This is a genomic window from Arthrobacter sp. BG3 (genome assembly GCF_056680185.1).
This window is the reverse complement of sequence record NZ_CM155270.1, coordinates 1588826-1607691: the sequence shown is the minus strand read 5'-3', so window position 1 is coordinate 1607691 and position 18866 is coordinate 1588826. Positions and strand designations below refer to the sequence as shown.

Sequence of the window (18866 nt, the reverse complement as noted above, 5' to 3'; positions counted from 1 at the left end):
CATAAAAGACCCCTCATGCACCCGCCAGAGCCCATTTACCCTTGCTACCTTCCGGTCCTGGGGGAGTTCAACAGGATGACGCCACATGAGGGGCCGTCAGCAAGTTTACCCGACGTTTGAGTGTGCCCCGAATCGCGCACCGTGGGCCCGGGAAATCCCGCGGGACATGCCCATTTTTCGCGCGACGGAGTGGACACGATGGGCCTATGTCCACTGGCCGCGGCCGGGGTGGCGCATGCCCCGTGGGGCGGGGCCGGAGGGCCAATTGGGCGATGCCGGGAAGTTCAGGTAGTCTAGTATCTGCTTTTGATTCAGAAGCTACTGGAGAATTCGCCTAGCGGCCTATGGCGCACGCCTGGAACGCGTGTTGGGTTAACGCCCTCGGGGGTTCAAATCCCCCATTCTCCGCGTTTGGCCCCGGTCCTCGGACCGGGGCCTTTTTGCGTTCCGGGCAATCCCCGCGCCCGTCCGGGCCCCGCCCGATCCTCAGCCCTCAGGCCTCATAGCCGAGCCTGCGGAGCCGGTCCCGTGCCGCCTGCTGGCTGGGGCCCACCCGGCCCAGGGCAAGGTGGACGACGCCGAGTGTCACCTTCGTGGCCAGCCGCACCGGCAGCGGGACAGGGCCAACCCGGGCGGTGCGGAGGCCCAACAGCTCACGGTATTTGGGTTCGAGACTCGCCACCGCCGCCGCGAACAGCACCCGGTACCCCGGCCTCAGTGCTGGGTGGAGCGGCGCATTGCGGATGAACGCCACCGTCTCGGCGACCCTTTCGTCGGATCGCAGCTCTCCGGCGTCGTACCGGTGGTCCAGCTGCCGGCGCATGGCCTCCTCGCTGAGCGGCGGGGACTGAACCCCCATTAGCTCCCCGGCCCGAGCCCACTCACGTACGTAGGCATCGGGGCCGCCCGGGATCGGCTTCCCCCAGATCTTGTGTGCCGAAAGGAAGGCGTCGGTGAAGGCGATATGCACCCAGCGGAGCAGTTCCGGATCATTCGCCGCATAGCTTCGGACGACGCCGTGCCCGTCCACGTAGTCCCCCCGCACTGGTTCGTGGAGCCGCAGCACCCAGTCGGAGGCTGAGCGGGCCGCGGCGGTTGAACCGTAGGAAACCGTGAAGATCCAGCGGATCGTATTGGCTAGTCGTGCGAGCGGATCATCTCGGTAATTTGAATGATCCTGCACTCCTGCCAATGCGGCCGGGTGGAGAGCCTGCATCAGCAGCGCTCGAATACCTGCAACGATGGTTGGCATTCCCCCGTGAACAGCCCAGACTGCTGAATTGGCTGGGAAAAAGCCTGCGTCGTCCCCTTCGGCGAGATCGAGCTGCCACTGCGGCGTGCGCGTCGCTCCGTTGCTGAAGGTCCCAACGAGCAGTGTCTTTATGGGTCCGAAAACTTTGATCACCGCGTTTGTTCTCCTGTGGACGAAATAGGTGTCTGAGCTAATCCCGAGCTACGCATCAACCGATTCACGCTGACCTTCGAGGTAACGGTAGACGGGCTGGCGCGAAACAACAGTAGTTTTTGCGATATCCGTGACGGTCGTCTTGGCTCCAGCACGGTCGTCGGCATGTCACCGGGGCAGGCCCAGACGGCCGAACCCGGCGGGTGGTGGCCAGGATCGTCGCCGGTGGCCAGGATCGTCGCCGTCGGCCAGCCGCGGCACCCAGTTCGGCACGGACCCACGGGTTCCTGCAGATCTGTTTGAGTTCGGCCCGCCATTCCGTGAGGAGGTTGCGCATACCCCATTCTCGCCCACGGCTGCTGGGCCCCGATACTTGGGCCAATACTTAGGACTACTGGGCCACCACTTGAGTTAGAAAGGGGGTAGTTTTTACCGTTCCCACGGCCATCCGATTGTGGTCCCATGAGAACGTCAGTCCGCGATATTGGGGGCTGTCTGACAGAATGCGGGAGTCACATCGTGGGAAAACACTGGGGAAACTCATCGAGTGAGAAGGCCATCAGAGCGCGAGTCATCGCGGTGCGCTGTTTGTCGGGCGGCTTTTGCCTCTCGCTGGCGGTCCTGACCTTTGGGGCCCAGGGCCTGTCGGGCAGCGGCGCAGCAGTTTTGCCTTCCCCGGCACTGGCTTCCGGAAGTGTCGGGCCGGGCAGCTTGAATCCGGGCACTGCGGACTCCCGCGCCTTGCCAGGTGCCGATGCCCCCTCGACGGCGGCATTCACTGCGGACGCCTTGGCCCTAGTCGCCTACAGCCGGTCGCCGGTCGAGACGACCTCAAAGGACGGCGTCCCCGGGGAGCTGAATGTAGCATCAGCCGGGCTGAAGCGGCCGGCAGAAGGCTTCCTCATGGCACCCCTCGAATTCATCCAGGAGACCTCTCCCTTCGGGCTGCGGACCAGCCCCATCTCCGGGTCGGCCGGCGAATTCCACTGGGGCCAGGACTATGCCGCGGCCTGCGGCACCCGGGTCTATGCTGCCGACGCCGGAGTCGTCCGGGCAGTCGGCTGGCACCCGTGGGGCGGCGGAAACCGTGTGGAAATCGACCACGGCAACGGACTCATCACCACCTACAACCACCTTGAGGCAATCGCCGTCAAGAAGGGCGACTCGGTGCGGGTCGGCGAGGTCATTGCCCGGGTGGGGACGACCGGATCGTCCACCGGCTGCCATCTTCATTTTGAGACCATCCTGAACGGCACCCACAAGAACCCGCACGACTGGACCCTTCTTCCGATCAGCCAGACGGACCAGCTGGGCACCATCGAAATGACCAGTTATGCGCCCGACGCCGGCAGCCCCTCCAACGCAACCCTTGGCTGGGCGATTCCGGTGTCCGATAAGGGGATGCACATAGTCACCGGCGGCGCTCAGGAAACGCAGATTGCAACCCTGCCGGGAACACCCTATTCCTCGTCCGCGGCGCCCTCGCCGACTCCGTCGATCTGGGACGCACTGTCGCCGACCAGGACCAGGTCCGATACCCCGACGCTTGAGTCCAGCCAGCCGCCGAGCGGGACAGACGCGACCGCCACAGCGGGGGGCTCCCAGACTCCGGGCGGAACGCCCGCCCCCAGCGACCCCCCTCCTCCATCGGACCCCGGGACCCCGGTGCCGCCGCCTGCAGATTCGCCGACGCCGGAACCCACCACGCCGCCGCCCGCGCCCGACCCCACGGTGGACCCCTCTCCGGCCCCGCCGCCGGTCGTTGAGCCGGCCCCGCCGCCTGTCGTGGACCCCGAGCCGGCCCCGCCGCCTGTCGTGGACCCCGCGCCGGCCCCGTCGGTCGCGGACCCTGTGCCGGCGCCGCCGGTCGTGGAACCGCCTCCGGTCGTGGAGCCTGCGCCCGCGCCGCCACCAGTCGTGGATCCGGCTCCGCAGCCCACTTCAGAACCTGCCGCGCCGGCGCCCACGGCGTCTATTGAACCGCCGGCGACCACGGACCCGTCACTGACTCCCACCCCGTAGCAGGCACCAACCCATACCCTCGCGCGTTGGTATCGAATGACTGTCGTGACCAATTCCGGGACGCCGTTCCGGACACGATCTTCATTACCGACTTGCGAGGAACCCTTCGATGACCGCTCTGCACAGTATTCCGCTCACCCTCATCGACGGCACGGACACCGACTTTGGCCGTTTCAAAGGGGAGGTGGTGCTGGTGGTGAATGTGGCTTCGCAGTGCGGCTTCACACCGCAGTACGCAGGACTCGAGGCACTTCACAACAAGTTCAGCGCGCAGGGCTTCCAGGTGCTCGGCGTCCCATGCAACCAGTTCGCTGGCCAGGAGCCCGCCACCGACTCCGAGATTGCCGAATTCTGCGAACGCAACTTCGGCGTGACCTTCCCGCTCACGGCCAAGGCCGACGTCCGCGGCAGGAAGCAGCACCCGCTCTACGCCGAGCTCACCAAATTCAAGAACAGTATTCTGCCGGGACTGGTGAAGTGGAATTTCGAGAAGTTCCTGGTGAACCGCGACGGCGACGTGGTGGCCCGTTTTGCCCCCACGGTGGAGCCGGATTCACCGGAGATTATTGAAGCTGTCCAGTCCGCCCTTAGCTGAGAGCCGGCTCCCGGGGCACAAGGGGACAACGGCCCCTATCCCTAAGCATGCTTGCCGCTTAGACTGGCCAAACCTTCCCATCAAACCGGGCACAACCACGCCGCAGTCGCGCGCGTGAGTGTCGGCAGTGCCGCCTACACAGGCCCGGTGGGAAGGTGCCTCAGCACGCTTCGTGAATCACAACTGGACACTCATATTGGGGGTCCGTGAAACCAGGAGGAAAGTGATGACAGGAAACAAAGCCGTTGCCTACAAGGGGCCGGGCAAGGTCGAACTGATCGACATTGACTACCCCAGCTTCGAACTCAAGGACGGCCCGGGGGTCAACCCCGCAAACGTGGGCCGTTCGGTGCGCCACGGCGTGATCCTCAAAACCGTTGCCACGAACATTTGCGGCTCGGACCAGCACATGGTCCGCGGCCGCACCACAGCCCCCGCGGATCTGGTGCTCGGCCACGAAATCACCGGCGAGGTCGTGGAGGTCGGCCCGGACGTCGAGTTCATCAAAGTGGGCGACATCTGTTCCGTCCCCTTCAACATCGCCTGTGGACGCTGCCGGAACTGCAAGGAGCGCAAGACCGGTATCTGCCTGAACGTCAACCCCGCCCGTCCGGGCGCCGCCTACGGTTACGTGGACATGGGCGGCTGGGTCGGCGGACAGGCCAACTATGTCCTCGTCCCGTACGCGGACTGGAACCTGCTGAAGTTCCCGGACAAGGACCAGGCGCTCGAAAAGATCCTGGATCTGGCCATGCTCTCGGACATTTTCCCGACAGGCTTCCACGGAGCCGTCAGTGCGGGCGTCGGTGTCGGTTCCACGGTCTACATCGCCGGTGCCGGGCCGGTCGGCCTCGCGGCGGCCACGAGTGCCCAGTTGCTGGGCGCCGCGGTGGTGATTGTCGGGGACATGAACGCGGACCGGTTGAAGCAGGCACGCAGCTTCGGTTGCGAAACCGTTGACCTGTCCCAGGGCGGGCCCGCGGAGCAGATCGAGCAGCTCCTCGGCGTGCCCGAAGTCGACTGCGGCGTCGACGCCGTCGGCTTCGAAGCGAAGGGCCACGGCCACGACGCCAAAGAAGCTCCGGCGACCGTGCTCAACTCGCTGATGGAACTGACGACAGCCGGCGGCGCGCTGGGCATCCCGGGTCTCTACGTCACCGGCGATCCGGGCGGCATCGACGAGGCTGCCAAGAAGGGCGCGCTCTCGCTCAGCCTCGGGACCGGTTGGGCCAAATCGCTGAGCTTCACCACCGGGCAGTGCCCCGTGATGAAGTACAACCGCGGGCTTATGATGGCGATCCTGCACGACAAGGTCCACATCGCGAAGAACGTCAACGCGAAGGCCATCACGCTGGAGGAAGCGCCCAAGGGCTACGCGGAATTCGATGCGGGCGCCGCCACTAAGTACGTGCTGAACCCGAACGGCTACTTGAGCTAGACCTCAGGTACCTGAGTAAGGCCGATCCGGCGGACACATACCAGGGCAGGTATGTGTCCGCCGGATTACGCGTTGTTCCCATTTTTCGAACATGCCTACTGGAGTTTGCGCATTGTTGGCCGAATGTCTGGTTGGATAGACCTTACTGAGAGGGACGTTGGAGGCAATCGCCTCCACCCAACCAGGAAGGTAGCAATGGAGCTCATCGAGGCCGAGCACCCCCGGCCACGTCATTTTCTACTCCATCTGAGTGACCCCCACCTGTTGGGAGGTTCCGCTCCGTTGCTTGGTGTAGTCGATAGCGACGCTCTGCTCCAGCAACTCTTTGACGAAGTACGCGCTTCCGGAGCGCGCCCCGAAGCCGTGATTTTCACCGGCGACCTCGCTGACCGGGGCGAACCCGAGGCCTACGCCAAGTTGCGGGCCATCGTCGAACCCGCGTGCAAAGCCATGGGCGCGAAGGTCATCTGGGCAATGGGCAACCACGACAACCGCGCCAACTTCCGCACCGGCCTGCTGGACCAGCCGGCTGACGACGCCCCGGTGGACCACAGCTATTTCATCAACGGGCTGCGGATCATCACCCTTGACACTTCCGTGCCCGGCTTTCACCACGGTGAGCTGAGCCCTGACCAGTTGGAGTGGCTGGCGGCCGAACTTTCCACCCCGGCACCGGACGGAACCATCCTGGCACTGCACCATCCTCCGGTGCCATCCGTGCTGGATCTCGCCGTCCTGGTGGAGCTCCGGGACCAGACGGCCTTGGCCGGGGTCCTGCGGAACTCGGACGTCCGGGCCATTCTGGGCGGCCACCTGCACTATTCGACGACGGCGACCTTCGCCGGAATCCCCGTCTCCGTGGCGTCGGCCACCTGCTACACCCAGGACCTCAACGTCCCGGTGGGTGGAACCCGCGGACGCGACGGCGGGCAGGCGTTCAACCTTGTGCACGTCTACGAGCACACAATCGTGCACTCTGTGGTCCTGCTCGGAGACACCCCGCCGGTGGGCGAGCTCGTCTCGGCTGCGGAAGCCCAGCGGCGGATTGCGGCGGCCGGGATTCGCATCCCGGGCAAGGCCAAGCCCGAGGAGCCCGCCCGGACTCCCGGCAGCCGAAGCCTGACCGCCAGCAACTAGCGCCGCTCCGGTTACGGGGACAGCGGGCGCGGCCGGCACGTGGTTGCGCCCGGACCTCGGGGACCTATTTCTCCCACGGAGCCTTGATCGGGTAGTACTTCTCCAGGAAGTCCGTCACGAGTTCGGCCCGTTCCTCGGCCGGGACCTCAGGGAAACTTCCGTCGTTGAGGCAGAAGAAGTCCATGTTCCGCTTGGCGAGCAGCTTGGGCAGATAGTTCAGCCCGGCCCTGGCCGTGGTGTCCACGTAGCGCACCTTTGCCGCGGTCTGGGTGACGGCCCGGCCGGTGAGCAGCGCGTAGTAGTGGTAGAACGAGTTGGTCACCGAGATGTTGTCGGCCGCGCGGAACGTGCTGGCCGCAGTCTTGGCGAATTCCGCCGGGAACTCCTGTTCCATCTGGGCCACGACGCTGCGCCGCAGCGGGGCAGCCGTGTGTTCCAGGTGCCGGGTGGTGATCCGGCCAAAGCGGTCCCAGAGCAGCTTCCGGTTCACCCGGGCTGCATTCTCGAACCCGCTGCGCTCGGCGTCGTTGTCCCCAAGCCCGATCCGGGTTTCCGCCTCGATGAACTTCGTGATGCCGCCAGGGGTGAAGAACATGTCCGGACCGACGGCGCGGCCGAAGAACATGTCGTCATTCGAGTACAGGAAGTGCTCGGACAGGCCTTCAATGTGGTGGAGCTGGCACTCCACGGCTTGCGAGTTGTGGGTGGGCAGGACGGAGGGGTCCGCGAAGAACTCCTCGCTGCGGACGATCGTCACGCCCGGATGATCCGCCAGCCAGGAGGGCATGGGGGAGTCCGTGGCGATGAAGATGCGGCGGATCCAGGGCGCGAACATGTAGACCGAGCGGAGCGCGTACTTGAGCTCATCGATCTGGCGGAACCGGGCTTCGTGGTCGTCGCCTTCGCCGACCACGACGCCGGCCATCCGGGCACGCCGCGCGGCGATGTACTCGGGGGAGCTGCCATCCACCCAGGAGAACACGAGGTCGATGTCGAAGCTGATGTCACTGGCGTGGTCGGCGAACATGTTCTCGATCGTGGGCCAGGTGTGGCCGTACCGCTCCACCGTGCCGCGGACGGCGTCCTGGGCCAGCAGGGTCCGGCGGGTCAGTGAGTTCTCGATCGGGAGGATCAGCTGGTCACCTTCGAAACTCCACAGTTCCAGCTGCACGCCGGCCGAGGCTCCGAACTCGAAGCCGCCCTCAGGTTCGACCCGGGGACGGTACAGCCGGAAGATCCGGGACTGCCGGTTGGGAGAGAGCTCCCCGTCGGCGACCAGCACCGAGGACTTCTTCTTGGCGTCGACGCTCATCGAGTAGAACGGCTCATCGTGGCAGGCCTCCACGAGGGCGTCGCGGAGATCCTTGCGGTCCTTCCAGTCCACGGCGATGACCGGCCTGTGGTTGTTGCCGCGGACCAGGAGGTAGTCAAGCCCGGCGCCGTCAAGGACCGAGCGGATGAACATCAAATCCTCGACCATGGCCTGGTACGGCGTGCGGTTCTCATTGATGAGCCCGTACCGGCCGCGCCGGCGCACAACGTCCTGCCGGGTCCGGAATCTCGCCACGGCGGCCGCGGAGGTGACCTCATCGTGGGCATCTACCGATGCCTGGCTGCCGTAGTAGATCTCGTCCTGGACCAATGCGTCTGTAATTTCGATTCTCCGTGATTGTTTGCGTGAATGTGTCCCTACTTGCATGATAACGTCCGCCCCAAAATCGACCCCAAAATCCGCGGCTGAAACGCCGCCAGTGCGGGCCCCAAGAGCCCCACGTCCACCCCGGAACCGTGCCGGGGGTGGTTCGGTCCGCTGGTTCAGCCCAGGAGGGCCGCGCGCCAGCTGTGCAGGAAAGCCGCCCCGGCATCGTCGTGGATGACGTCCTCGCCCAGCCCCAGATCCGCCGCGGTGAGTACCTCGTACGGTTTCACCGGGACGCCGTCGGCAGGCCGGACGTCGACGTGCTTGACCGGGTGGTCGTTGTGGTGCAGCCAGTCGGCCATAGCGTAGTCCGTGCGGGAGTCGCCCACCGTCCGCCAGGCCTGCGGGGTGATGCCCTGGGCCGCCAGCAGCTCCACGGCCCGGCTTGCGCCGAGGTCCTTGCCGAGCCGGACAGATTCGATATCGGTGGAGATGATGGTCGGGTCCACCCGGTAGTCGACGCGGTCATCGGAGTCGGGTGCGTGGTGGTCCAGGCGCACCACCCCGAGACCGTGCCGGGCCATCAGGCCCATGGCATCGGCGTCGAAGAGTTCCTGCTCAGCCCGGTAACCGGAGTTCTCGACCGCGATGTGCTGCTCCACGGAGACCATCGCCAGTTTGGTTTCGTCGAAGAACATGTGGCTGGAGTAGTCCTCGGCCACGAGCCGCCGGACGTCGTCGCCGAAGGCGCGCGGGATGGCCAGTTCGTGGTCGACGTGGACTGCACCGGGGCCAGTGGAGGTGTAACTGAACCAGACGGCGCCCTTCTCGCAGACGGCGTGGATGAGGAGGTCGGCCGGCATCCCGGCGGCAATCATCGGCTCCATGACCTGTTCACGGATGAAGGCCGCCGAACGGCCGGTGTTGAAAATGACGGGGATCCCCGCCGCGGCCAGCGCCAGCAGGTCCGCGATGATGGCCGGCTGCACCGTGCGTGTGACGGGACTCGCCACGGGACCGTCGACGTCGAGCAGCAGTGCCAGCGGAGGCGCCAACGGCGAGAGGGAGGCTGGGGTCTCGGGAGTTGTCATGCGCCTATTCTCCCAGCCGGCACGCGTCTTTGCATGTGTTGTGGACCGGGGTTGGCGGCATGGCGTGAATTGTGACAGGCGGCGGCGGGCGGCATGACAAATGGTTACCGTTTGGCTACAACCTCCCGGCTTCGGGCGTCGTGGATTCCTTTGGCCGTCCAAGTTCCTTACGCTTGCATGGTGATATTCAAAGCCGTGGGCGAGGGACGCCCGTACCCCGACCATGGTTACAGCACGCCCAAGGACTGGGCGACGCTGCCGCCGCGCCCGGTCCGGCTGGACGATCTGGTGACCACCAAACGCACGCTCGACCTTGAAGCGCTGCTGGCAGAGGACTCGACGTTCTTCGGCGATCTGTTTCCGCACGTCGTGGAGTACCGCGGCGTCCTGTACCTGGAGGACGGCCTGCACCGCGCTGTCCGGACGGCGCTGCACCAGCGCACTGCGATCCATGCGCGCGTCCTGGTGATCAATGGCTAGAGCGCCGAAGGACGTCACCGTCCTGCACGGGCACCACGTCATCACCGGCTCTGACTTGCGCGCCACGTTCGTGGAGGATGACGAACTGCAGGACAACCCCGGCAGGCTGCGGCGCCGCATCCTGCACGGCGTCGTCCTGGTGCTGCTCGTCGGGCTGATTGCCGCGGCGATCGTGGTGGCGCTGGCGATCATGAACGGCCAGATTAAAATCCCGACGGCGGAGCGCAGCCAGGCTGCCGCGTCCGTCTGCCCGGAGGCGCGTTACGACTACACGCCGCCGGAAACGATCAACCTCAACGTGTTCAATTCCACGTCCCGCCCGGGCCTGGCCCGATCCGTGGCAGACGAGTTCGCGGCCCGCAAGTTCATCGTCGGGGCCGTAGCCAACACGACGTCGAGCTACCGCGGGGTGGCGCTGGTCGTCTCCGGCGCGGCAGGCCAGTCCGCGGCGTTCAGTGTGCAGCGCAACGTGCCCGGCTCGGACTATTTCCAGGACTCCCGGACGGACCCGAGCGTGGATGTCATCCTCACCGGAGACTTCAAGGACCTGGCCAAACCGGAACTGGTCGACCAGACGCCCGGCCAGCTCAGCTGCCCGCGCGAGGACCGGCGGATCGTGGACGAAACGCAGTGGCCCGTGACGCCGGCAGTGCCCCCCACACCGGGCAACTGACCCGTCATCCGGGTCCGCCGCCTCACAGGTGTTCAGGGGTTAAGGCGGAGCGGGTGCCCATTGTTGTCGAACCGCGCTCCGGCGCCGAGCTGGACAAACCGCACGGTGCGGGCCAGCCGGGCCTCTGCCTCGGGGTCCTGGCCGCCGTCACCGCGGGCGGCACTTGAGGACAGGGTGCCGTGGATGAGCTGCGCCAGCTGGGTGATGTCGGTGCCGGGCAGGTAGCCCTCGGCGATGCCGTCCCGCAGGATGCCCTGCAGCAGAACGCTCAGCTCCCCGACATGGTCCGCCAGCTTCGCGAACGACGCCGGGGAAAGCACGGCGCCCATCGCGGGGCCTGGCGGCAGGTGCCGCCGGCTGAGGTCCTCGACCTGGGCGCGGACGTACAGCGCCAGCCGGTCCACCGGGTTCTCCAGCGAGTCCAGGGATTCCCTCAGGTCAACCAGGAAACGCTCGGTCTCATCCAGTGCGTAGGCGATCAGCAGCTCTTCGATGTCCGCATAGTAGTTGTAGACAGCGGTCCGGCCGATCCGGGCGTGCCGTGCCACGTCCGTCATCGTCAGCCCGGGCAGCCCATGGGTGAATAGGAGTTCGCCGAACGCAGTCAGGATGCGGTGCTGGGTCTCGGCTCGTTGGGCGGCGTTGCTCGCGGCCGAAATCCTAGGCATACGGACACTTTAGCGCGATCTGTCAGCAAAACCCGGTTTTGCCACTCGCCGGCGGGAATCCCGGGCCGATGGGGAAGGCGGACGCTCAGGCGGAGCAGCCAGCCGGGCCGCAAGCCTCTGCGGTTCCGTTGCCGTCTCCGCCGGGGGCCGAGCTGACCATCTCAAGCGGCCGGCCGTCCTGCCATGCCTGCTCGAGGGCCGCGGCGAACGTCTCGGCGGGCTGGGCGCCGGAGAGCCCGAACTTGCGGTCAATGACGAAGAATGGGACGCCGGTGATGCCCAGGGCGCGGCCCTCCTCGAAGTCCTGCCGGACGTCGTCGGCGTATTTGTCCGTGGTGAACAGTTCATCCAGCTCGGCGGCGCCGATCCCGAGGCCCAGCCCCAGCGACGTCAGGTACTCCCGGCTGCCGATGTCCTTGCCCCGCTCGAAGTGGTCGCTGAGCAGGCGTTCCTTGGCGGCATCCTGCTGCCCGTGGGTGGCGGCGAGGTGGATCAGCCGGTGGGCGGTGAAGCTGTTGGCGACCACGACGTCGTCGAACCGGTAGTTGAGTCCCTCGCCGCTGGCCTGCTCGGCCACGTGCGCGAACATTCCGGCGACCTGAGCCGGGGCCATGCCCTTGCGGGTGCTCAAATAGTCCAGTTCGGTGCCGTCATAGTGCTCCGGCAGCGACGGATCCAGCTGGTAGCTGCGCCACTGGACCTCCACGGAATCCCGGTGCGGAAAGGCCGCGAGGGCCGTTTCAAAGCGGCGTTTGCCGATGTAGCACCAGGGGCAGGCCACGTCGGACCAGATTTCAATCTTCATGATCGCCACAACCCTGCAGGTGCCGGCTCCATTCCCCGGCGGCCTGTCGGCTTGGTCACGGTGTGGCCGGGCGCTCCATGACGAAGTCGTGTTCCACAGCGCTGCCGAGCCTGAAGGACTTGGTGCCGACCTTGCGGAAGCCGGATTTTTCGTAAAAGCGGATGGCCCGGGCGTTCTGGTCGTTCACCCCGAGCCAGATCCCCCGGGCTCCGGCCGCTGCGGCTGCGCCGATGCTGGCGTGCATCAGTTCGGCGGCGGCGCCGAGCCCGTGGTGGTCCGGGTGGACGTAGCATTTGCTGAGCTCGGTGGAGGGCAGGAGGGTCAGGGCCGCTGCCACGTCCGGGTCCCGGGCGGGCCGGGCGGCCAGGAGGCTGTAGCCGCGAAGCTCGCCGCCGGCGTCGATCACGAGGATGGTGACGGCCGGGTCGGCGAGGTAGCTGCGGAAGTTGGCCACGCTGAGGGTGTTCGCGACGTGCGCCGCGATATCCTCCGGCCGGGAGCCCGGCGGACACGCGAGAGGGAAGGTGACGGCCGCCAGCGCGGCCAGCCTCCCGGCGTCGTCCGCGGATGCTGTCCGGATCTGGTGCGTCATAGCTAAAACCCTAGCCCCCTGACGGCGCCACCGGCGTGGCGTCTGCCGCATAGCTGAGGCCGATCTGACGGCGGATCTCGTCCATGGCGGCCATGACGGCCACGCTCTCGCTCGGCGGCAGCACCGTGCCGGCGGTGACTCCCGCTGTGATGAGGCGTTCCATCTCGGCTGCCTGGAATTGCATGCCCCTGCCCTTCACCGGCTCGTCGAACCTCTCCAGGACGTTTCCGTGCGTGTCGAATCGGGTGAAGGGCGTGGGATTGTACCAGGTGGGTTCGACGTCGATCCAGCATTCCGTCCCGATGACGACTGCGCGGTTGGCTCCGGCGGCATCCAGCGCACAGTCCACAATGGCCTGCTGTCCTTGCGGGTATTCGAAGATCGCTGCCGTCTGGCGGTCCACCCCTGTTGCCGTCATGGATGCGCTGGCCCGGATGTTCTCCGGAGCGCCAAAGACATCAAAAGCGAAGGAGACAGGGTAGACGCCGAGGTCCAGGAGCGCTCCACCGCCCAAGGCAGGGTCGTTCAGCCGGTGGGCCGGGTCCCTGGGAAGGTTTTGGTTGTGGCTGGCGGTGATCTTACGGATCTCGCCGAGCGTGCCGTCATGGATGATCTCGCGGAGCCGGAGCATGTGGGGCAGGAACCGGCTCCACATGGCCTCGAGTGCAACAAGTCCTTTGGATTCGGCCAGTTCGACGATTTCCCGGGCTTCGCGGGCGTTGATGGTGAACGGCTTCTCGACCAGCACGTGTTTCCCGGCGTTCAAGGCGAGCAGTGCGTGGGCATGGTGGAAGGTGTGCGGCGTTGCGACGTAAACGACGTCGACGCTCGGATCCGTGACCAGTGCTTCGTAGCTGTCATGGGCGGTGGGAATGCTGAACTTTTGGCTGAAAACTCTGCTCGGTTCCAGCGTGCGGGAACCGACGGCCTGCACGGCGAATCCGTTGTCGATCAGGTCCTGCGTTTGCAGCCCTGCGATGAAACCGGTGCCGAGGATTCCCCAGCGGAATTGTCCGTCGGAGGTTCCATTGCTGAGGTTGGTCACGTCATTAGTCCTTTATCGTGGGGAGGAACTGTCGAGCGGGTAGGCGACGTACGCGAACCGGGTGGAATCAGGGGACCAGCTGTTGACGTTGAGTGTGCCCTGGCCTCCGAAGAGAGGCCAGATGTGCAGGGGTGTGGCCCAGTCGCCGGTAGAGACAAGCACGACGTCGACCGGCAAGTCGGCGGGGTGGCCTACGGTCCCGGTGGGGAACCGGATGTAGCTGGCCAACCGACCGTCAGGGGACAGGTGGGGGAACCAATCGACGGTCCCGCTCTCCAGCAGCCGCTCCGCTTGTGCGTCCGGGGCGCTGCCGTTGGACATGTTCAGCCGTGCGAGTTGTGCATGGCCGGGTTGGACGGTGAAGGCTTCCGTGTTGAAGTAGAGCCATTCGCCGTCCGGGGAGTATTCGGGTCCGTCGCAGTGACCGGCCACGTTCAACCGGGTGGTGTCGCCACCGCTGGCCGGGATGCTCGTGAGCCGGCCGGGCTGGGTGAAATCGCCGGCCTCGATCCCGACGTAGGCCAGGTCCTGCCCGTCCGGGCTCACTCCGTGGAGGAAATGGAAGTACCCGTCGTCAGCCGAAATGCGAGTGGCCGCACCGCCGTCGAGCGCCGCACGGTAGATGTGGCCGTCATTGGCGGAAAGGTAGATGCCGGTGCCGTCCGGCGCAAGGACGTGGTCGTTGTTCAGTTCCGGGATCCCGGTGAGGGGCACCTGGCTGATGGTCCGGCACCTGACGTCGAAGCGCCACAACGTCCCGGCGCCGTTCAGGATGAGTGCCGCGCCGTCGAGAGTCCAGTTCGGCGCCTCAAAGAGCACGTCCTCGGTACTGAACACGAGTTCGCGCTCACCCGTAACGGACGCGATCCACACCTCGCAGCGCTGGCCAGGCTGAAGTGTCCGACTCACGGGGCGACCTCCAGGGACCCGGTGGGGAGGTCCTTGATCCGGATGTTCCGCCACCGGCACCGGGCCCCGCCGCCCCAGCGGGCTCCGCCGAAATGGGCGTCGTAGTCCGGTGACTGGAGACCGGCGGTGTCGGGCGTTGCGCCCGCGTCGTCCGCGAGCGGGCGCCCGGCTGTTCCGGTGATGTCGGCCACGGCTGATCCTTACTGCTTGAACGCGGCGTCGAAGGAGGTGTTCGACGCCGGGAAGTCGTACTTCTTCAGCGCGGCGAGTGCTTCGGGGGCGCCGTGGAGGCGGTCCATGCCGGCGTCCTCCCATTCGATGGAAATGGGCCCGGTGTAGCCGATCGCGGTGAGGGCGCGGAAGGACGATTCCCAGGGCACGTCGCCGCGGCCGGCGGAGACGAAGTCCCAGCCCCGGCGCGGGTCGCCCCAGGGCAGGTGCGAGCCCATCACGGTGTTCCGGCCGGTGGGGCGCAGCTTGGTGTCCTTGCAGTCCACGTGGTAGATCCGGTCCTTGAAGTCCCAGATGAACGAGACCGGGTCGATGCCCTGCCACATGAAGTGGGAGGGGTCCCAGTTCAGCCCGAACGCTTCGCGGTGGCCGATCGCCTCGAGGGTCCGCACGGTGGTCCAGTAGTCGTAGGCGATCTCCGAGGGGTGGACCTCGTGGGCGAAGCGGACGCCGCATTCGTCGAAGACGTCCAGGATGGGGTTCCAGCGGTCGGCGAAGTCCTGGTAGCCGGCCTCGATGACTTTTTCCGGGACGGGCGGGAACATTGCGACGTACTGCCAGATGGAGGAGCCGGTGAAGCCGACCACGGTGTCCACACCCAGCGCGCAGGCGAGCCGTGCGGTGTGCTGCATTTCCTCCGCGGCGCGCTGCCGGACGCCTTCGGGGTCGCCGTCGCCCCAGACCTTGGCCCCCACGATGGCCTCGTGCCGGAAGTCGATCGGGTCATCGCAGACGGCCTGGCCTTTGAGGTGGTTGGAGATGGCCCAGACCTTGAGGTTGTATTTCTCCAGCACGGCGAGCTTGGACTCGACGTAGCCGGGTTCGTCCCAGCGCCAGGCGTCCAGGTGGTCCCCGGAGACGGCGATTTCCAGGCCGTCGTAGCCCCAGCCGGAGGCAAGTTTGGCGACTTCCTCGAAGGGCAGGTCGGCCCACTGGCCGGTGAACAGGGTGTACGGGCGGGCCATGTCAGGCTCCTTCGGGGAAGGCGGTCGGTGCGGGGGAAGCAGTCTCGGCGGCGGGGACGCCGGCCAACTGGATGATGGAGCTCTTGGCCGCCGCGCTTTCCTCGATGGCGGCGAGGATGCGCTGGACCGTCAGGCCGTCCTCGAAAGACGGCGAGGGCGGGCTCCCGGTGCCGATCGCGACGAGGAAGTCACGGATTTCGTGTGTAAACGTGTGCTCCCAGCCGATCACGTGCCCCTGCGGCCACCAGGCGGCGGCGTAGGGGTGCTCCGGCTCATTGACCAGGATGCGCCGGAAGCCCTGTTCCCGGACCGGGACGGTGGCGTCCAGGAAGCCCAGTTCGTTCAGGTTTTCGAGGTCGAACAGGATGGACCCCTTCTCCCCGTAGATCTCCAGCTTGAGTGAGTTCTTCCGGCCGGTGGCCACCCGGGAGACGTCCACCGAGGCGACAGCCCCGGAGGCGAGCGAGAGCGTGGCCCAGGCGGCGTCGTCGACCGTCACCTGCTCCAGCCCGGCACTGCCGGGGCGGTGCGAGGTGAAGGTGTGCAGCCGGCCCGAGACCTCCGTGACCTGGTCCCCGAGCAGGAACAGCACCTGATCGATGGCGTGGGAGGCAATGTCCCCCAGCGCCCCGGACCCGGCGGTTTCCTTGTGCAGCCGCCACGTCATGGGCGACTCCGGGTCCACAAGCCAGTCCTGCAGATACGCCGCCCGGACATGCCGGATCGCACCCAGCCGTCCCTCGCTGATCAGTTCCCGGGCCAGTGCAAGGGCGGGGATGCGCCGGTAATTGAACCCGACCATGGACTGGACACCCTGGCGGCGGGCCGATTTCGCCGCAGCGGTCATCGACTCGGCTTCCGCCAGGGTGTTGGCCAGCGGCTTCTCCACCAGCACGTGCTTGCCGGCGGCGAGGGCCGCGACGGCGATCTCCGCGTGCATAAAGCCCGGGGCGCAGATATCCACGATCTGGATGTCGTCGCGGTTGATCACCGAGCGCCAATCCGTGGAGGACTCCGCCCAGCCGTACTTGTCGGCGGCCTCGGCGACGCCGGCCGCGTCCCGTCCGACCAGGACGCGCTGTTCGAAGACCGGCACGTCGAAGTAGCTGGATACATTGCGCCAGGCGTTCGAGTGGGCCTTGCCCATGAATGCGTAGCCGATCATGGCCACGCCCAGCGGCGCTCCGGTGCCGGCTGGAGGCCCGGGCGGGGCAGGGGTGTCCGTGGATTCTTGGGAAGTCATGACGGGTTCCTAGAGGGTGGAAGCGGTGGGGTCCCAGTCCTCGGGGAGGGCTGCGGAGGCGGGGGCGGAGCTTTCGACGTCGATGAAGGTTCCGGATTCCATCGACTCCGAGACTGAGACCATGGTGTCCAGGACGTGGTAAGCGAGGTTGCCGGTGGCGCGGTGCGGAACCCCGGCCCGGATGGAGCGTGCCATGTCCAGCACGCCCATGCCGCGGCCCTGGCTCGGGCCGGTGGCCGGGATGACCGTCCACTCTTCGTCGCCGGCCCGCCAGAGACGCACCTCGCCGTCGAAGTGGTTGGGATCCGGCAGGGAGATGGTGGCTTCGGTGCCGGTGATCTCGATAAATCCCATCCGCTGCCGGGGGGATTCGAAGCTGAACACGCTGTGCGAGGACTGGCCGTTCTCGAACTGAGCCATCGCGCTGACGTGGGTGGGAACCTCAACCGTGAATTCCTCGCCGGCTTTCGGCCCGGAACCAATAACCCGGACTTCCTTGGACTTGGAGCCGACGGCGGCCACCTTGCGGATGGATCCGAAGGTCTGCACCAGGGCGGTGAGGTAGTACGGTCCCATGTCGAACAGGGGTCCGGCGCCGTACTGGAAAAGGAAGGCAGGGTTGGGGTGCCAGGATTCCGGACCGGGGGTCTGGAACGTGGTCATCGCTGTCAGCGGGGTGCCGATGTCGCCGCGTTCAATCAGCCGCCGCGCGGTCTGGAGCCCCGCGCCAAGGAACGTGTCGGGGGCGCAGCCCAGCCGGATTCCGGCGGCGTCTGCCGCCTTGAGCAGCCCGAGCCCGGAGTCGCGGTCCAGGGAGAACGGCTTTTCGGTCCAGACGTGTTTGCCCGCGTTGACGGCGGCCGTGGCCACCTCCACATGGGCAGCGGGGATGGTCAGGTTGACGATGATTTCGACGTCGGGATGGTTCAGTGCCGCGTCCACCCCGCCTGATTCCGCGATGCCGTACTCCTTGGCGCGTGCGGCGGCGGCATCCTCGAAGAGGTCGGCGATGACGTGGACCTTCAGGTCGGGGAAGACCGTCAGATTGTCCAAGTACTGCTTGCTGATGTTGCCGGCGCCGATGACGGCGACCCCCACGGGGCCGCGGCGCGAAGCTGCGCCGCTCATGCGTGTGCGCCTTCGCTGGCTTCAGCGTTCAGGTACGCCAGGCTCTCGGCGATGCCCTCGAAGATGTCGCCGGAGTAGTCGTCGAACTCCACGACGCCGACTTCCAGGGACCTGGCGGCGCCGATGACGTCCCAGACGGCGATCTTGCCCTGGCCCGCGGGCTGCTGGGCCTTGGTGTCCCTGTTGAGCGGGCCGTCCTTGATGTGGATGAACTTAACCCGGTCGCCGAGCTTGGTCAGGATGTCGACGGGGTCCTGGCCGCCCACGGCAACCCAGTAGGTGTCCACTTCGAGGACCAGCTCAGGGTCCAGCAAGCCGGCGAAGTACTCGAGCGCGGTCTGGTCCTCGATGGTGGACTCGAGCTCCCAGGCGTGGTTGTGGTACCCGACCCGGATGCCGTACTCGGCGCCCTTCTTGGCGGCGGCATTGAGCTTGGCGGCGGTGGCCTGGATATCCCCGGCGGACTGCCAGTGCTCGGCCGGGAGGTAGGGGTCGATCACCGTGGTGATGCCGAGTTCCTTGGCCGCGGCGAAGATTTGGTCCTGGTCCTGGCTGAGCAGGGGAGCGTGGCCGGACGGTGCGGTGAGGCCATTCTCCTTGAGTGCCGCGCCCAGTTCCTTGGCCGTGGCCACGAAGTTGTAGGGCTCCACCTGGGTGAAGCCGATGTCGGCCACCTTCTTGATGGTGCCTGGCAGGTCTTCCTGGATGGCGTTGCGGAGGGTGTACAGCTGGAGTGAGTAAGACATGGCGTTCCTTTGCGGGAGTCGGTTTGTTCTCAAGTGGGTGGGCCGCCTGGCTGC

Annotated in this window: 19 protein-coding genes, 1 tRNA gene, 1 other RNA gene and 1 pseudogene; 7 read left to right on the top strand and 15 right to left on the bottom strand. The window is 66.4% G+C overall.

Going from position 1 to position 18866, the window contains the following annotated elements; all coding sequences use genetic code 11:
* Position 1: 1 nt before the first annotated feature.
* An RNA gene (gene ffs / locus AC1MFL_RS07040) (signal recognition particle sRNA small type) lies at positions 2–98 on the bottom strand.
* 225 nt (positions 99–323) lie between these two features.
* On the opposite strand from ffs, the gene AC1MFL_RS07035 reads away from it, so the two are divergent.
* Positions 324–408 (top strand) — tRNA-Ser (locus AC1MFL_RS07035).
* Positions 409–493: 85 nt separating this feature from the next.
* On the opposite strand, the gene AC1MFL_RS07030 is transcribed toward AC1MFL_RS07035, so the two are convergent.
* The gene (locus tag AC1MFL_RS07030) at positions 494–1375 is read right to left on the bottom strand and encodes an oxygenase MpaB family protein (protein WP_479815364.1); all 882 of its coding nucleotides are present in this window, start codon (positions 1373–1375) and stop codon (positions 494–496) included.
* 78 nt (positions 1376–1453) lie between these two features.
* Positions 1454–1543: pseudogene (locus AC1MFL_RS07025) on the bottom strand (hypothetical protein); the annotation flags it as partial.
* 765 nt (positions 1544–2308) lie between these two features.
* Between AC1MFL_RS07025 and AC1MFL_RS07020 the strand changes: the two are divergent.
* The 4 genes from AC1MFL_RS07020 to AC1MFL_RS07005 all read left to right on the top strand — a co-directional run bounded on the left by AC1MFL_RS07020 (position 2309) and on the right by AC1MFL_RS07005 (position 6597).
* The gene (locus AC1MFL_RS07020) at positions 2309–3427 is read left to right on the top strand and encodes a M23 family metallopeptidase (RefSeq protein ID WP_479814321.1); all 1119 of its coding nucleotides are present in this window, start codon (positions 2309–2311) and stop codon (positions 3425–3427) included.
* Positions 3428–3536: 109 nt separating this feature from the next.
* Positions 3537–4022, top strand: a complete 486-nt coding sequence (locus tag AC1MFL_RS07015) for a glutathione peroxidase (protein WP_479814319.1) — start codon at positions 3537–3539, stop codon at positions 4020–4022.
* A 226-nt stretch (positions 4023–4248) separates the two neighbouring features.
* Positions 4249–5460: a formaldehyde dehydrogenase, glutathione-independent gene (fdhA, locus tag AC1MFL_RS07010; RefSeq protein WP_479814317.1), complete on the top strand. Its 1212-nt coding sequence runs from the start codon at positions 4249–4251 to the stop codon at positions 5458–5460.
* Between the two features lie 195 nt (positions 5461–5655).
* A complete protein-coding gene (locus AC1MFL_RS07005) occupies positions 5656–6597 on the top strand; it encodes a phosphodiesterase (protein ID WP_479814314.1) in 942 nt (313 codons plus the stop codon).
* A gap of 64 nt (positions 6598–6661) precedes the next feature.
* Here AC1MFL_RS07005 and AC1MFL_RS07000 read toward each other — a convergent pair whose 3' ends face one another.
* Together AC1MFL_RS07000 and AC1MFL_RS06995 are read right to left on the bottom strand one after the other, a co-directional pair.
* Positions 6662–8296, bottom strand: coding sequence for a stealth family protein (locus tag AC1MFL_RS07000; RefSeq protein WP_479814312.1), 1635 nt, complete (start codon positions 8294–8296; stop codon positions 6662–6664).
* Between the two features lie 116 nt (positions 8297–8412).
* On the bottom strand, positions 8413–9327 hold the full coding sequence (locus tag AC1MFL_RS06995; RefSeq protein WP_479814310.1) for a hypothetical protein: 915 nt from the start codon (positions 9325–9327) through the stop codon (positions 8413–8415).
* Positions 9328–9507: 180 nt separating this feature from the next.
* Here AC1MFL_RS06995 and AC1MFL_RS06990 point away from each other — a divergent pair, with 180 nt between their 5' ends.
* Positions 9508–9807 (top strand): type II toxin-antitoxin system VapB family antitoxin, encoded by a 300-nt coding sequence (locus AC1MFL_RS06990; protein WP_226759363.1) that lies wholly within the window; start codon positions 9508–9510, stop codon positions 9805–9807.
* Complete coding sequence (locus AC1MFL_RS06985; protein WP_479814308.1) at positions 9800–10480, top strand: LytR C-terminal domain-containing protein; 681 nt, start codon at positions 9800–9802, stop codon at positions 10478–10480. The genes AC1MFL_RS06990 and AC1MFL_RS06985 overlap by 8 nt, the downstream gene beginning before the upstream one ends.
* A 32-nt stretch (positions 10481–10512) precedes the next feature.
* Here AC1MFL_RS06985 and AC1MFL_RS06980 read toward each other — a convergent pair whose 3' ends face one another.
* The 10 genes from AC1MFL_RS06980 to AC1MFL_RS06935 all read right to left on the bottom strand — a co-directional run bounded on the left by AC1MFL_RS06980 (position 10513) and on the right by AC1MFL_RS06935 (position 18812).
* Positions 10513–11148, bottom strand: coding sequence for a TetR/AcrR family transcriptional regulator (locus AC1MFL_RS06980; RefSeq protein ID WP_479814306.1), 636 nt, complete (start codon positions 11146–11148; stop codon positions 10513–10515).
* A gap of 85 nt (positions 11149–11233) precedes the next feature.
* Complete coding sequence (locus AC1MFL_RS06975) at positions 11234–11953, bottom strand: DsbA family oxidoreductase (RefSeq protein ID WP_479814304.1); 720 nt, start codon at positions 11951–11953, stop codon at positions 11234–11236.
* 55 nt (positions 11954–12008) lie between these two features.
* Entirely contained in the window at positions 12009–12545 is a 537-nt protein-coding gene (locus AC1MFL_RS06970; RefSeq protein ID WP_479814302.1) for an N-acetyltransferase family protein, read from the bottom strand.
* A 10-nt stretch (positions 12546–12555) separates the two neighbouring features.
* A complete protein-coding gene (locus AC1MFL_RS06965; protein WP_479814300.1) occupies positions 12556–13590 on the bottom strand; it encodes a Gfo/Idh/MocA family protein in 1035 nt (344 codons plus the stop codon).
* 12 nt (positions 13591–13602) lie between these two features.
* Positions 13603–14499 carry a TolB family protein gene (locus AC1MFL_RS06960; RefSeq protein ID WP_479814298.1) on the bottom strand — a complete coding sequence of 299 codons (897 nt, stop codon included), beginning with the start codon at positions 14497–14499 and terminating at the stop codon, positions 13603–13605.
* The gene (locus AC1MFL_RS06955; protein ID WP_479814296.1) at positions 14496–14690 is read right to left on the bottom strand and encodes a hypothetical protein; all 195 of its coding nucleotides are present in this window, start codon (positions 14688–14690) and stop codon (positions 14496–14498) included. The genes AC1MFL_RS06960 and AC1MFL_RS06955 overlap by 4 nt, the downstream gene beginning before the upstream one ends.
* A 9-nt stretch (positions 14691–14699) precedes the next feature.
* Positions 14700–15695, bottom strand: coding sequence for a sugar phosphate isomerase/epimerase family protein (locus AC1MFL_RS06950; protein ID WP_479814294.1), 996 nt, complete (start codon positions 15693–15695; stop codon positions 14700–14702).
* 1 nt (position 15696) lies between these two features.
* Positions 15697–16938: a Gfo/Idh/MocA family protein gene (locus AC1MFL_RS06945; RefSeq protein ID WP_479814292.1), complete on the bottom strand. Its 1242-nt coding sequence runs from the start codon at positions 16936–16938 to the stop codon at positions 15697–15699.
* Between the two features lie 9 nt (positions 16939–16947).
* Positions 16948–18066, bottom strand: coding sequence for a Gfo/Idh/MocA family protein (locus AC1MFL_RS06940; RefSeq protein WP_479814290.1), 1119 nt, complete (start codon positions 18064–18066; stop codon positions 16948–16950).
* On the bottom strand, positions 18063–18812 hold the full coding sequence (locus AC1MFL_RS06935) for a sugar phosphate isomerase/epimerase family protein (protein ID WP_479814289.1): 750 nt from the start codon (positions 18810–18812) through the stop codon (positions 18063–18065). The genes AC1MFL_RS06940 and AC1MFL_RS06935 overlap by 4 nt, the downstream gene beginning before the upstream one ends.
* Positions 18813–18866: the final 54 nt, after the last annotated feature.